The sequence below is a fragment of the Yoonia sp. R2331 genome, from assembly GCF_041103235.1.
In the GTDB taxonomy this organism is placed as follows: Bacteria; Pseudomonadota; Alphaproteobacteria; order Rhodobacterales; family Rhodobacteraceae; genus CANMYO01.
Map to the genome: position 1 here is coordinate 697,847 of NZ_JBGCUN010000001.1, position 14,062 is coordinate 711,908.

The 14,062-nt window shown below is 59.2% G+C and carries 11 protein-coding genes; 6 read left to right on the forward strand and 5 right to left on the reverse strand.

What is annotated here, in order from left to right:
• Nucleotides 1-190 precede the first annotated feature (190 nt).
• The 4 genes from ileS to AB3Y40_RS03535 all read left to right on the forward strand — a co-directional run bounded on the left by ileS (nt 191) and on the right by AB3Y40_RS03535 (nt 4,857).
• The gene (ileS, locus tag AB3Y40_RS03520; RefSeq protein WP_369437421.1) at nt 191-3,112 is read left to right on the forward strand and encodes an isoleucine--tRNA ligase; all 2,922 of its coding nucleotides are present in this window, start codon (nt 191-193) and stop codon (nt 3,110-3,112) included.
• Nucleotides 3,113-3,178: 66 nt separating this feature from the next.
• Nucleotides 3,179-3,562: a PaaI family thioesterase gene (locus AB3Y40_RS03525; protein ID WP_369437422.1), complete on the forward strand. Its 384-nt coding sequence runs from the start codon at nt 3,179-3,181 to the stop codon at nt 3,560-3,562.
• Nucleotides 3,559-4,008 (forward strand): methylated-DNA--[protein]-cysteine S-methyltransferase, encoded by a 450-nt coding sequence (locus AB3Y40_RS03530; protein ID WP_369437423.1) that lies wholly within the window; start codon nt 3,559-3,561, stop codon nt 4,006-4,008. Before AB3Y40_RS03525 ends, AB3Y40_RS03530 begins: the two co-directional genes overlap by 4 nt.
• A 12-nt stretch (nt 4,009-4,020) precedes the next feature.
• Nucleotides 4,021-4,857: an EamA family transporter gene (locus AB3Y40_RS03535; protein WP_369437424.1), complete on the forward strand. Its 837-nt coding sequence runs from the start codon at nt 4,021-4,023 to the stop codon at nt 4,855-4,857.
• Here AB3Y40_RS03535 and AB3Y40_RS03540 read toward each other — a convergent pair.
• The 3 genes from AB3Y40_RS03540 to AB3Y40_RS03550 are packed head-to-tail and all read right to left on the reverse strand — an operon-like array spanning nt 4,854 to nt 7,214.
• Nucleotides 4,854-5,549 carry a CDP-alcohol phosphatidyltransferase family protein gene (locus tag AB3Y40_RS03540; RefSeq protein ID WP_369437425.1) on the reverse strand — a complete coding sequence of 232 codons (696 nt, stop codon included), beginning with the start codon at nt 5,547-5,549 and terminating at the stop codon, nt 4,854-4,856. The genes AB3Y40_RS03535 and AB3Y40_RS03540 overlap by 4 nt on opposite strands.
• A 38-nt stretch (nt 5,550-5,587) precedes the next feature.
• Nucleotides 5,588-6,502, reverse strand: a complete 915-nt coding sequence (locus AB3Y40_RS03545) for a tyrosine recombinase XerC (RefSeq protein ID WP_369439591.1) — start codon at nt 6,500-6,502, stop codon at nt 5,588-5,590.
• A 4-nt stretch (nt 6,503-6,506) separates the two neighbouring features.
• On the reverse strand, nt 6,507-7,214 hold the full coding sequence (locus AB3Y40_RS03550) for a DUF484 family protein (protein WP_369437426.1): 708 nt from the start codon (nt 7,212-7,214) through the stop codon (nt 6,507-6,509).
• Between the two features lie 269 nt (nt 7,215-7,483).
• On the opposite strand from AB3Y40_RS03550, the gene AB3Y40_RS03555 reads away from it, so the two are divergent.
• On the forward strand, nt 7,484-9,784 hold the full coding sequence (locus tag AB3Y40_RS03555) for an Orn/Lys/Arg family decarboxylase (RefSeq protein WP_369437427.1): 2,301 nt from the start codon (nt 7,484-7,486) through the stop codon (nt 9,782-9,784).
• Nucleotides 9,785-9,832: 48 nt separating this feature from the next.
• Here AB3Y40_RS03555 and fsa read toward each other — a convergent pair whose 3' ends face one another.
• The gene (gene fsa / locus AB3Y40_RS03560) at nt 9,833-10,486 is read right to left on the reverse strand and encodes a fructose-6-phosphate aldolase (protein WP_369437428.1); all 654 of its coding nucleotides are present in this window, start codon (nt 10,484-10,486) and stop codon (nt 9,833-9,835) included.
• A gap of 246 nt (nt 10,487-10,732) precedes the next feature.
• Here fsa and AB3Y40_RS03565 point away from each other — a divergent pair, with 246 nt between their 5' ends.
• Nucleotides 10,733-12,925 (forward strand): primosomal protein N', encoded by a 2,193-nt coding sequence (locus tag AB3Y40_RS03565; RefSeq protein ID WP_369437429.1) that lies wholly within the window; start codon nt 10,733-10,735, stop codon nt 12,923-12,925.
• Between the two features lie 217 nt (nt 12,926-13,142).
• Here the strand turns inward: AB3Y40_RS03565 and AB3Y40_RS03570 are convergent, their stop codons facing one another.
• On the reverse strand, nt 13,143-13,814 hold the full coding sequence (locus AB3Y40_RS03570) for a VPLPA-CTERM sorting domain-containing protein (protein ID WP_369437430.1): 672 nt from the start codon (nt 13,812-13,814) through the stop codon (nt 13,143-13,145).
• Between the last annotated feature and the right edge of the window lie 248 nt (nt 13,815-14,062).

The window sequence follows — 14,062 nt, forward strand, 5'->3', positions numbered from 1 at the left end:
GGCCAGAAGAAGCAGGGGACGTGCCCTTGTGGCGTGGCGCGGCGCTGCTTATAAGCGGCGGCAATGACACATGGGTTTTTCATACGAATTAGTGTCCCGGCACGCGCGTAGCGTTGCCGGGTCAAGGTGCTGAAAGGATCACGCCGCCCCCTGTCGAGACATTCCTTAAGATTGCCAAAGGACGCCCCCCATGTGCGCCGATACACCTGAATACAAAGACACCCTGAACCTGCCACGCACCGATTTTCCGATGCGCGCTGGATTGCCGAAACGTGAACCAGAATGGCTGGAGCGTTGGAATGAGATTGGTGTCTATGACCGCCTGCGCGAGAAAAAAGGCCGCACGCCATTCACGCTGCATGATGGCCCGCCCTACGCCAACGGGCATTTGCACATTGGGCATGCGCTGAACAAGATCCTGAAAGATATGGTCGTGCGCAGCCAGCAGATGATGGGTCGCGATGCGCGCTACATCCCCGGTTGGGATTGTCACGGTTTGCCGATCGAGTGGAAGATCGAGGAACAGTACCGCGCCAAGGGGCAGGACAAGGACGATGTGAACATCGTCGATTTTCGGCAAGAGTGCCGCAAGTTCGCTGAAGGTTGGGTGGATATCCAGCGCGAGGAGTTCAAGCGTTTGGGTGTGGCGGGCAATTGGCCAGAGCCTTATCTGACGATGAATTTCCATGCAGAACGCGTGATTGCCGAAGAATTCCAGACCTTCCTGATGAACGGCACGCTTTATCAGGGGTCAAAGCCGGTGATGTGGTCACCGGTTGAAAAGACCGCACTGGCCGAGGCCGAAGTGGAGTACCACGACAAGGAGAGCTTTACCGTTTGGGTGAAGTTCGCGGTCCATGGCGGCAGTGAGGCTGATCTGGAAGACGCACATGTGGTGATCTGGACCACGACCCCATGGACGATCCCGTCGAACAAGGCTGTCGTGTATGGGGCCGAGATTGACTATGGCCTGTATGAGGTCACTGGCACGCCAGAGGAAAGCTGGGCCAATGTGGGCGATCGTTTTGTGCTGGCTGACAAGCTGGCCGCGCAGGTGCTGGGCAAGGCGCGATTGGAAGATGGCATGTGGCAGCGTGTCCGGGATGTTGATCCCGGTGTGATCAATGGCCTACGGCATCCGCTTTATGGTGCCGACGAGTCCAACGGCGAATGGGATGACATTCGCGATTTCCGTGTTGCCGATTTTGTGACGGATGAAGAGGGCACTGGGTTCGTACATTGTGCGCCTTCCCACGGGATGGAAGAGTTTGAGCTTTACCGCGATCTGGGCATGCTCGAGCAGGTGATCACCTACAACGTGCTGGAAGACGGGTCATTTCGCGCTGATCTGCCGTTCTTTGGTGGCAAGAAAATCCTGCGCGACAAGCTCAACAAGAAGAACAAGTCCAACCCGTGGGAAGGTGATGCCAATACGGCTGTCATGTCGAAGCTGGTCGAGGTGGGCGGCCTGCTGGCGCGTGGGATCATCAAGCACAGCTATCCGCATTCCTGGCGGTCCAAAGCGCCGGTTCTCTATCGCAACACGCCGCAGTGGTTTGCAGCGATTGATCGTCCGGTCGGCGATGGGCAGGACGATTACGGCACCACAATCCGTGAACGCGCACTGCGGTCCATTGACGAGCTGGTCACATGGACCCCGACGCGCGGGCGTAACCGGCTGCACGCGATGATCGAACAGCGCCCCGATTGGGTGCTGTCTCGGCAGCGTGCCTGGGGTGTGCCGCTGACCTGCTTTACCAAGAAGGGTGCCCTGCCCACGGATGCGGATTTCCTGTTGCGCAATGCGGATGTGAATGCGCGCGTGCTAGAGGCGTTTGAGGCCGAAGGCGCAGATGCCTGGTATCAGGATGGGGCCAAGGAACGGTTCCTGGATGGGCTGGTGGACGTGGACGCCTATGATCAGGTGTTCGACATCCTTGACGTTTGGTTTGACAGCGGATCGACCCACGCCTTTGTGCTGCGCGACCGCGAAGATGGGTCCGAGGACGGGCTGGCCGATTTGTATCTGGAAGGCACCGATCAGCATCGCGGGTGGTTCCATTCTTCGATGCTGCAGGCCTGTGGCACCAAGGGACGCGCACCCTATCGCGGGGTGCTGACCCATGGCTTTACGCTCGATGAGAAGGGCATGAAGATGTCCAAATCCTTGGGCAACACCATCGTGCCGGAACAGATCGTTAAGCAATACGGCGCGGATATCCTGCGGCTTTGGGTGGCGCAGACCGATTACACCAATGACCAGCGTATCGGCGATGAGATCCTGAAAGGTGTCGCCGACAGCTATCGCCGATTGCGCAACACCATGCGGTTCCTGCTGGGATCTCTGGCCGATTTCACTGATGCGGACCGGACCGACGCGAAAGACATGCCAGAGCTTGAGCGCTGGGTGCTGCACCGTCTGGCCGAGATCGACGAACAGGTCCGTGCAGGTTATGCCAAGTACGACTTTCAGGGGGTATTCCGCACAGTCTTTGACTTTGCCACGCTGGATTTGTCGGCGTTTTACTTCGATATCCGCAAGGATGCGCTCTATTGCGATGGTGACACGCTGCGGCGGCGGGCGGCGCGGACCGTGCTGAACCTGCTGTTCGAACGGCTGACAACATGGCTGGCGCCGATCCTTGTGTTTACGATGGAAGAGGTCTGGCTGGAACGCTTCCCGGGTGATGCCAGCTCTGTGCATCTGGTGGACTTTCCAGAGACGCCGGGTGACTGGAAAGACGACGCTCTGGCGGCAAAATGGGCGACTGTGCGCAGTGTCCGCCGGGTTGTAACCGGTGCGCTGGAAGTGCAGCGGACAGAAAAGGTGATTGGTGCCTCGCTCGAAGCGGCGCCGACCGTCTTTGTCAGCGCAGATCAGGCCAAGGTTTTGGAAACTGTCAGCTTCGACGATCTGTGCATCACCTCTGGCATCCATGTCACGACAGACGCCGCCCCTGCGGATGCGTTTGCCGTTGAGGGCAGTGATGTAGGCGTTGTCTTTGCCAAGGCCGAAGGCGAAAAGTGTCTACGTTGCTGGAAGATCCTGCCCGATGTGGGTAGCCACAGCCATGCAGGCGTCTGCGGCCGCTGCGATGCGGCGCTAAGTTAAATGATGAAGCCGCGCAACCCCAATTGGCGGGCCCGTTGCGCGCAGAGCTTTGATGACCAAGGGGTGATGGCGACATTCGGCGTCACCCCGACCCGTCTTGCGCCGGGGCGCGTGACGCTGGAGTTTCCGTTTCGCACCGACCTGATCCAGCAGCATGGGTTCATCCATGCAGGCGTCGTGACCACGGTGTTGGACAGCGCCTGTGGCTATGCGGCCTTCACCTTGATGGAGGCCAACGCCGAGGTGTTGACCGTCGAATTCAAGTCGAACTTTTTGTCCCCCGCCAAAGGTCTGACCTTTCGTTGCGAAGGCGAAGTGATCAAGGCGGGGCGCACCTTGATGGTCACGCAAGGCCGCGCGTTTGCTGTGGATGACGGCGTGGAAACGCTGATCTCGACCATGCAGGCCACGATGATGGTGGTAACCGACAAGGCCGGGGTGACCCGGTGATCCTGACTGACAGCCCGCTCGGCCCGCTGGGTGCGGATGCCACGGACGGGGCGATCACACGGCTGATCTGGGGGCAGGGCGGCACGCTGACCCAAGGGCCGTTGTTCGATCAAGCGCGGGCTGAGTTAGCGGCCTATTTCGCAGGTGATTTGCAAAATTTCACCCTGCCGTTGGCACCACGAGGGTCTGCGTTTCAGCAGGATTTCTATACTGCCCTTTGCGCCATTCCCTTTGGTGAAACCCGCACCTATGGCGATCTGGCGGGCGAGTTGAACGTCTCGGCTCAGGCCATTGGGCAGGCTTGCGGCGCCAATCCGATTGCCATTTTCATCCCTTGCCACCGTGTTCTGGCGGCCAACGGGCTGGGCGGATTTTCCGGGGCTGGCGGGATCGAGGCGAAGGTGACACTCTTGCGTCTGGAAGGGGCCGGATCGCTGTTGATCTGAGCATGGGGCGCGATGAGTTTCTGGGTCTTGGTGGCGGTTCTGTTCGCGGCGTTTTTGCACGCCACCTGGAACGCGATCATCAAACAGGGCACATCCAAGATGACGTCGATGTTGATCTTGACGCTGGTGCAGGGCGTGCTGGGGCTGTGCATCGCACAGACCCGTGCCTTTCCCAGCGCAGAGGTCTGGCTTTGGTTGCTGGCGTCAGGCGTGTTTCATTCGGGGTATAAACTGTTCCTCGCCTACGCTTATGAACAGGGTGACCTAAGCCGAGTCTATCCCATCGCGCGAGGGGCTGCGCCGATGGTCGTGCTGGCGATCTCGGCCCTGTTCCTGAGCGACATTATGGGCGGATGGGAATACGCAGGCATCCTTGTCCTTGGCACCGGAATCCTGTTGATGGCGCAAGGGGTCTGGGGCGCGGGGGAACGGATCAGACTGGTGCCGCTGGCGCTTGGCTCGGCTGTAATGACGGCAGGCTATTCACTTGTCGATGGTTTGGGCGCGCGGGTGGCGGGGGATGCCACCATGTATGTCGCATGGCTTTTTGTGTTGGACGCGCTTTTCTTTACGCCGGTGTGTGTTGCCTTGCGTGGTCGCGGTGTTTTTGTGGCAGACCGCAACGCTTGGACATTGGGCGCAGTGGCGGCCTTTGCGTCTTACGGGGCGTATGCCATTGCAGTTTGGGCGATGACCCAGGCACCGATCGCGCTGGTGGCGGCACTGCGCGAAACCTCGATCCTCTTTGCGGTGTTGATCGGTTGGCTGGCCTTTGGCGAACGACTGGGTCGGCAAAAGGCGCTTGCGGCGGCGCTGATTGTCGGTGGCGTGGTGTTGACCCGGCTTTAGCCGTCTGGCCCGTGCAGCACCTGCTGCGCGGCACCTGCGGCCACAAGATAAACGGACGTCACCATCAGCCCCCAATGCGCCCAGCTTTCAGGTGCAAAGTTGACCCAAGCGGCCCAGCCCGCAAAGATCACCCATGCAAAGGCCATCGGCAGCGTGATCATCCGCCACCGCGCGGTGCGTACCGGATGCACGAACTTCACCGGCAGAAACATCGCCAACGCCAGCACAGCAACAAGGATCAGGCAGATCGACCAATGCGGTTCCAGCGCGAACAGAACCAGCACTAGCATGTTCCAGCACCCCGGAAATCCGCGAAACGAATAATCGTTTGTTTTCATGCGCGTGTCGGCAAAATACAGCGCGCTGGCAAAGGTGATGATGATGATCGCAACCCAGCCCGACCAGCCATCCATCAGCCCACTTTCATAAAGCGCAAAAGCCGGGATAAAGACGTAGGTCAGGTAGTCGATGATCAGGTCCAGCAAGACTCCATCAAAGATCGGCGCATTGGTTTTGACATCGTATTTGCGGGCCAGCGGGCCGTCGATACCGTCCACGGCAAAAGCCACCACCAACCAGACAAACATCAGCGACCAATTGCTGTCGACTGCGGCCAGCATCGCCAGCATCGCAAAGACGGCTCCCGACGCGGTCAGAAAGTGTACGAGTAGGGCTTTTTGGGAAAGTGTCATTCAGGCGTGATGTCCGGTTTTAGGGGAAAGGGCAAGCCTCAGGCGCGCGGGTGGGCCTTGCTGTAGACCTCCATCAGGCGGGCGGTGTCAACGGCCGTATAGGCCTGTGTGGTCGACAATGAACTGTGGCCCAGCAATTCCTGAATGGCGCGAAGATCACCACCGGCGGTCAGCAGGTGGGTGGCAAAGCTGTGGCGCATCGCATGCGGGGTTGCGGTAGCGGGCAGGCCAAGTTGCAAGCGCGCGCGCTCCATCACTTTTTGGACCATGCGCGGGTTCAGCGCACCGCCACGTGCCCCACGAAACAGCGGGCCGTCAGGGACGGGGTCAAAGGGCGCAAGGTCGATGTAGGCTGCGACGGCCACGCGGGCAGGGCCGATGACCGGCACGATCCTTTCTTTCCCACCCTTGCCGGTGATCCGCAGCGTGTCGGGCAGGGGGTAGTCTCGACCGGTTAGGCCCAAAGCTTCTGATATCCGCAGTCCGCAACCATACATCAGCGTGACCACGGCGCTGTCACGTGCCGCGATCCAGCCTTCGGTGGCTTGCAATTCCACTGTGTCGATCATTGCGACGGCTGCGTCTTCGGCCAGCGGGCGGGGCAGCTTTTTCTGGAATTTGGGCGCGCGGGTGGATAGCACAGCTGTTGGTTCAAACCCTTCGCGTTCGGCCAGCCAGCGATAAAACGATTTCACCGCCGAGAGCTGCCGCGCAAGGCTGCGCGCGCCAACGCCACCAGCACGCGCACGCGCCATCCATGCGCGCATGTCACTGACAGTGATTTTCGCAATCGGGCCAAGCCCTTGCGCACCGCCATGGTGGTCCCCCATGAAGGCCAGAAACCCAAGCACATCTGCCTGATAGGCCTTCAGCGTGTTTTCCGCGGCCCCATCAATGGCGCGCGCATGGTCAAGCCATTTCGACAGCGCATCAGTCAAGGCGGGGGCGATCACCGGATCACGCCAGCCAGCGCCGCATCGTGCGCTCAAAGACGCCCGCAAAGAACGTCAGCAAATCGGTGCCCTGCTGCGGTGTGAACAAATGCGGGTCTTCGGACCCCATGACCAACATGCCGGGCAGGCGGCCTGCGCCAAAATCAAGTTTTAGACACGCCTCTGACCGCATGTAATCGGCCTTGTCGCCATAGATCTTCTGGTCCTGCGGTTTGACCTGTCGCAGTGTCACCTGCCGCACGGGCACATCACGGCCACGGGTCACGTAGGCGTCGCAATAGCCCGGTTCGGCCACCGACAGCACATCGCCCATCTTGGCCACTGCAGGGTCTTCGCCTGCTTCCTGGCTTTCCAGAACAAGCTTCATCACATCAACCCGCAGGGTATCGGCCACGTCGCCTTTCAGGTCATGCAAAAAGACCTCAAATTTCGTTGCATCCAGCAGGCGCAGCACGGCGCGATGCACCTGATTGGTCCCGGCAAGGTTCTCGTATGCGGCTGCAATCACCGAGCGGTGCGTGTCTTCCAGACGATCCAATCGCGCCTCGAGCCGTTCCATCGCGATGCCGCGCAGATCGACGATATTGCCGCCCATCGCCTGTTCGTTTGCGGCGACAAGGGCCTTCATAATGTCCTGGTCGTCCAGCAAAAGATCGGGGTCAGCAATAATGCGGTCACGGACGTTGCCGTCCATTAGGGGTGTTTTTGTCATGTTGCCTGCTCAAGCGATTTGTTTTGCAAATCATACCATACCAAACGGGCCGGTCAGCACGTTTTTGTGGAAAACTGTCAGGTGCGGCTTTTGAGTCAAATGCAGCGTTCCGGGTGATGCACAAGCCATGCACATCGCAGCTGCATCCTATGCATACCTTTTCCCGAGGTCCCCAACATCCGCGCCCCACTTGACGCCGCCGCTGGCACAGCACACTACTGAACCCCACTCCCGGGCGCGGCGTCGCCTGCCAGCAGCAGGAGCAGCTGATGAAATTCCGTTTCCCCATCGTGATCATTGACGAGGATTTTCGGTCTGACAATTCGTCAGGCTTTGGCATCCGCGCCGTCGCCGAAGCGATCGAAAAGGAGGGGTTCGAGGTGCTCGGGGCTACGACCTATGGCGATCTGTCGCAATTTGCCCAGCAGCAATCCCGCGCCAGCGCCTTTGTGCTGTCGATTGATGACGAAGAATTCACACCGGGGCCGGAACTGGACCCTGCCGTTCTGAACCTGCGCAATTTCATCGAAGAGGTGCGCTGGAAAAACGAAGACGTGCCGATCTATATCTATGGCGAGACCAAGACCAGCCGCCATTTGCCAAACGACATCTTGCGCGAATTGCATGGCTTCATCCATATGTTCGAGGATACGCCCGAATTTGTCGCTCGCCACATCGCGCGTGAGGCAAAGGCTTATCTGGAAAGCATCCAGCCGCCGTTCTTCAAGGCGCTTTTGGACTATGCCGAAGACGGGTCTTACTCGTGGCATTGTCCAGGACATTCCGGTGGCGTGGCCTTCCTCAAGAGTCCGATTGGGCAGATGTATCATCAGTTCTACGGCGAAAATATGTTGCGGGCGGATGTCTGCAATGCGGTGGAAGAGTTGGGGCAGCTGTTGGACCACAACGGCGCGATCGGCGCGTCCGAACGAAATGCGGCGCGGATTTTCAACGCCGATCATTGTTTCTTTGTGACCAATGGCACCAGCACCTCTAACAAGATGGTCTGGCACCATACTGTAGCTCCCGGTGACGTGGTGATCGTTGATCGCAATTGCCACAAGTCGATCCTGCACAGCATCATCATGACCGGGGCAATCCCGGTGTTCCTCAAACCCACGCGCAATCATTTTGGCATTATCGGCCCGATCCAGAAGGCAGAGTTCGAGGTTGAAGCGATCAAGGCGAAGATGGCCGAACATCCGCTGCTGGCAGGGCGTGATCTAACGGCGATCAAGCCGCGTATCCTGACGCTGACGCAATCGACGTATGACGGGGTGCTTTATAACACCGAAGTCATCAAGGACATGCTCGACGGTTATATCGACAACCTGCACTTTGACGAAGCCTGGCTGCCGCATGCCGCCTTTCACCCGTTTTACGGCACCTATCACGCGATGGGGCGCAAACGGGAACGCCCCCGGCATTCCGTGACCTACGCCACGCAGTCCATCCACAAATTGCTGGCCGGGATCAGTCAGGCCAGTCACGTTCTGGTGCAGGACAGTCAGGACACCAAGCTGGACAGGCACCTCTTTAATGAGGCCTATTTGATGCACACATCGACCAGTCCGCAGTATAGCATCATTGCCAGTTGCGATGTGGCTGCCGCCATGATGGAGCCGCCGGGTGGGCGCGCGCTGGTCGAGGAAAGCCTGCTGGAATCCTTCGATTTCCGCCGGGCCATGCGCAAGGTTGATGACGAATACGGCGCGGATGACTGGTGGTTTAAGGTCTGGGGCCCTGAAGAGCTGGCGCTGGACGAAGACGGCGTTGAAAGCCCTGAAAACTGGGTGCTGCGACGGACCGATGCGGATGGCGTGCAAAAGGCTGACGGCGAAGAATCCTGGCATGCCTTTGGCGATATGGAACGCGGGTTTAACCTGCTTGATCCGATCAAGGCCACGCTGATCACGCCGGGTTTGAACATCGATGGACGGTTTGAAGAAACAGGGATCCCTGCGTCTATTGTGACTAAATACCTGGCCGAACACGGCGTGGTGGTCGAAAAGACCGGGCTTTACAGCTTTTTCATCCTGTTCACGATTGGCATCACCAAGGGGCGGTGGAATTCGCTGCTGACCGAATTGCAGCAGTTCAAGGATGACTTCGACAAGAACCAGCCGATGTGGCGCTGCATGCCTGATTTCTGCAAGCAACAGCCGCGCTATGAAGGCATGGGGCTGCGCGACCTGTGTCAGCACGTGCACGCACTTTATGCCAAATACGATGTCGCGATCCTGTCGACCGAAATGTACTTGAGTGATGTGACACCGGTGATGACGCCGGGCGATGCTTTTGCCTGCATTGCGGGACGTAAAACGGAACGGGTGGCAATTGATGATCTGGAAGGCCGAGTGACCACCAGTCTGGTCACGCCCTATCCGCCCGGCATCCCGCTTCTAATCCCCGGTGAGGTCTTTAACACCCGGATCGTGGACTATCTGAAGTTCAACCGCGCCTTTTCCCGCGAATGTCCGGGGTTCGAGACGGATATCCACGGGCTGGTGCTTGAGGCGGATGAAGACGGCGTCGTCCAGCATTACGCTGATTGCGTGGCTCTGGGGTAGGTGTCGCCCACGGCGCTACGCGGCGGGCGACCGGGCCGCTTTTGCATGTTAGAGGATCTTGATGCCGGCCTTTTCGACGTCAGCCATGAAGCCTGCTAGACCTTTGTCAGTCAGCACATGGTTTGCCATCGCCTTAATCACGCCCGGAGGTGCGGTTGCCACGTCTGCACCGATCTTGGCGCATTCTGACATATGGTTGGCCGACCGGATCGAGGCCGCAAGGATCTGGGTGTCAAAGCCATAGTTGTCATAGATGGTGCGAATGTCCTCGATCAGTTCCAGACCGTCGGTGTTGATATCATCAAGACGCCCGATGAAGGGGCTGATGAAGGTGGCCCCGGCCTTGGCGGCGAGCAGCGCCTGATTGGCGGAAAAACACAGGGTGACATTGACCATGGTGCCTTCGTCGCTCAGCGCCTTGCAGGTTTGCAGACCGGCCCAGGTGAGCGGCACTTTGACCGCGATGTTGTCTGCGATCTTGGCCAGCTTGCGGCCTTCGGCCAGCATGGTGTCAGCGTCAAGGGCCACAACCTCGGCCGAGACGGGGCCGTCCACGATGTCGCAAATTTCCTTCGTTACTTCGAGGATATCGCGGCCCGATTTGGCGATCAGCGAGGGGTTGGTAGTGACCCCATCGACCATGCCCAATGCGTGCAGTTCCTTGATGGCGTCAATTTCGGCCGTGTCGACGAAAAATTTCATGGGTCTCTCCCGGGCATGTGTTGGCGGTTGCGACAGGCTTTACCTCATGACGCGCCGGTCCGAAAGCCCCGCAGGCGCGCAGCGGTGCGTCAATTTCTTGCAAAGAAATAGGCAGCAAATCCTCGCAGAGGATTTGCATACAGACTTTCGTCGAAAGTCTGATGCCCGCTACGTTTCGGGGGTGGTTGATCTTGCGGGTCCGGGGTGATTGCCCTTAACTGACCACTCTGCCAGACCGGACTTTGCATGCCCCTGACCCATTTCAACGAAGGCGACCTGATCGGTGTGCTGACGACCCAGCCGATTGACCGGGTGCTGGACTACAAGGCGCCCGAGGGCGGGTGTTTTTTGGGGGCCTTCGTCGAGGTGCCGCTGGGCCCGCGCAAGGTGATGGGCGTGGTCTGGGGGCCTGGCAAGGGCGACTGGGACATCTCAAAGGTGCGTAGCGCCTATCGGGTGCTGGATGTCGCACCGATGCGGGACGAGATGATGGCATTCCTGGCCCGTGCCGCCGATTACACGCTGACGCCGATGTCCGCGATGCTGCGTCTGGCGACCCGCGCCCCGGGGCTGGGTGACCCACCGTCGATGCGCAAGGTTTACCGGCTGGGCGATCAGGACCCCAACCGTGTCACCGCCGCTCGGACCAAGGTGCTTGAGGTCCTGCGCGACTACGGCGGGCTGTCGTTCACGCTGAGGGAAGTGGCCGAGATGGCCGGCGTCGGCACCTCTGTCGTCAAGGGGCTGGTCAAACTGGGCGCTGTTGCCGAAGAGGACGCACCACGCGACACTGCTTATCCGCGCCTCGACCCGGACTATGGCGGCAAGGACCTGACAGCGGATCAGCTTGCAGGTGCCAAGGTCCTGCGCGAGGCAGTCGGGTCCGGCACCTATGGCACCACCTTGCTGAAAGGCGTGACCGGATCTGGCAAGACCGAGGTCTACCTTGAAGCGGTGGCCGCCTGTCTGCGCAAGGGGCGGCAGGCGCTGGTGCTCTTGCCCGAAATCGCATTGACCGGGGAATTCATCGACCGGGTCGAGGCGCGGTTTGGGATGAAGCCAGCCGAATGGCATTCCGGCGTGACCGCGACCGAGCGGCGGCGCTGCTGGCGCATGGTCGGGCAGGGGGATGCGCAATTGATCGTGGGCGCGCGGTCAGCGCTGTTTCTGCCCTATCGCGATCTGGGGTTGATCGTCGTCGATGAAGAACACGACACATCTTACAAACAAGAGGACGGCGTCCTTTATAACGCCCGCGATATGGCCGTTCTGCGCGCCTCGCTGAATGGTGCGCAAGTGGTGCTGGCCTCTGCCACGCCCAGCCTGGAAAGTTGGGCCAATGTCGAGGCGGGCAAATACGCGCGGCTGGAACTGACCAGCCGGTTTGGCGCGGCGGTCATGCCCAAGATGGCCGCGATTGACATGCGTGTCGAAGACCTGCCCGGCGGCAAATGGGTCTCGCCCACGTTGCAAGGTGCTGTCCGCGCCCGGTTGGACAAGAACGAACAATCGCTGATCTTTCTCAACCGCCGTGGCTATGCGCCAATCACGTTGTGCCGGGCCTGCGGGCATCAGATCGGTTGCGATCAATGTGACGCGCGCATGGTTGAGCACCGGTTCCTCAAGCGGCTGATGTGCCACCAATGCGGTGAGACCAAACCGATGCCCACTATCTGCCCCCATTGCGAGGCAGAGGACCGGTTGTCTGCCGTTGGTCCGGGGGTGGAACGCATGGGCGAGGAGGTCACAGACCTCTTCCCCGATGCAAAGGTCGTCGTGCTGTCGAGTGACCTTTATGGTTCTGCCCGCGCGATGAAGGCACATATCGCAGAGATTGCCGAAGGCGGGGCTGATATCATCATCGGCACGCAGCTTGTCGCCAAAGGGCATAACTTTCCCAAGCTCACCCTTGTTGGCGTCATCGACGCGGATCTGGGGTTGCAAGGGTCCGATTTGCGGGCCGCTGAACGGACCTTTCAACTGATGCGGCAGGTGGCCGGACGTGCCGGCCGGGCCGAAGCACCGGGTGAGGCGCTGATGCAGACCTATCAACCCGAACACGCGGTGATCCAGGCGATCATTGCGGGCGATGAAGAACAATTCTGGGCGGCCGAAGCGGCTGAGCGCAAGGCGGCGGGCGTGCCACCCTACGGACGGATGGCGGGGATCGTGCTGAGCAGCCCCAATGTGCAAGAGGTCTTTGATCTGGGATCAGAGATGGCCCGGCGCGACGGACCATTGCGCGCGATTGGGGCACAGGTCTTTGGTCCCGCACCTGCGCCGATTGCGCGGATCAGAGGGCGGCACCGGGTGCGGTTACTGGTGAAGGCCGAAAAGACCGCCCCTTTGCAAAAGGCGCTGGCCGACTGGGCCGGACAATTTCGCCTACCCAATAACCTGCGGCTGTCGATCGATATTGATCCGCAGAGTTTTTATTAGGGTGCGGCGAAGGTTTGCTGAGAGCCCAAAGTGACGGATGCTGCAACTGCTCGGTGCCGGTTTTGGCATTAAAAGAAAAATTGGCCGCCCGAGTTTTTGGTGACCATTGCAGAGCAATTTGGACGACGTTTGATGCGTCAGTTGTTCAACAATCTGTTCAATGAAACAAAAAAGACGGCCCGAGAGCCGCCTTTCCCATAACAAATAATTCGTTCTTCTAAGACGTCTTCCGGCGCCGCATTGCGGCCATGCCACCCATGGAAGCCAACACCAGCCAACCCGTTGCGGGCAAGGGGACAGCGGCCGGTGGAGCGACGCTGTCATCGAAGGTCAGCGAGATATCGTCGATGCCATAGTCGTTCCCGCCGAACCCGATGCTTGTTTCGATAAACGACAAGGCAAATGTCCCGGTGGCGCTGGCCACAAATGTTGATCCAAAGGACTGGAACGTCGCCGGACTGCCTGTGGATGCCGTCGCATTCAGGATTTCCGCACCATCAAACTGGATCGACAACTGCCCTGCGGGAGAGGGCACTGTCGTCGTACCGCCCAGCAAGAACGAAAACGAATATTCGGTTCCGGATATGACAGCGATGTCCTGCGACCACACTGTCGGAAGTGCATTCTGGTTTCCACCATTGATGGCGATAAAGTTGCCGTCCTGAGGAAGGAGCCCGAAATAGTTACTGTTGAGGATCGAAAACTGCGCAAGCCCTGGAGTACCTCCCCCGGCATCCGTGAAATCCGATGTAAAACCGGCTGAACCTGCAGAGAAATCTCCGTTTGTCACCAATTCAACCGTCGCGGCAGAGACCGATGTGGCCCCGAATAAAGCGACGGCGCAGGTGGCTGATCGCAGCATCGTTCCAAATGTGAGTCTAAAAGTCATAAGCGTTCCATACTTCCGAAGTAACCATACAATGAAGCGACTTGGCGCCGCATGCACGCGACGCTGCACGATGGAAGTTGCAGGGGTCAATCTTAACCTGCTTGGCTTTGCATTTTGAAAAATCGATATTCGGGGGTTTGGGCGTCGCCGAAATGGGCGGCCATATTTGTGTTTATACTTCAATACGGTAGTGGGTGGGTCGCTCTGTCTGGCGCGACCTGCGCGGTAAATTTTTCAAATTGAAAATC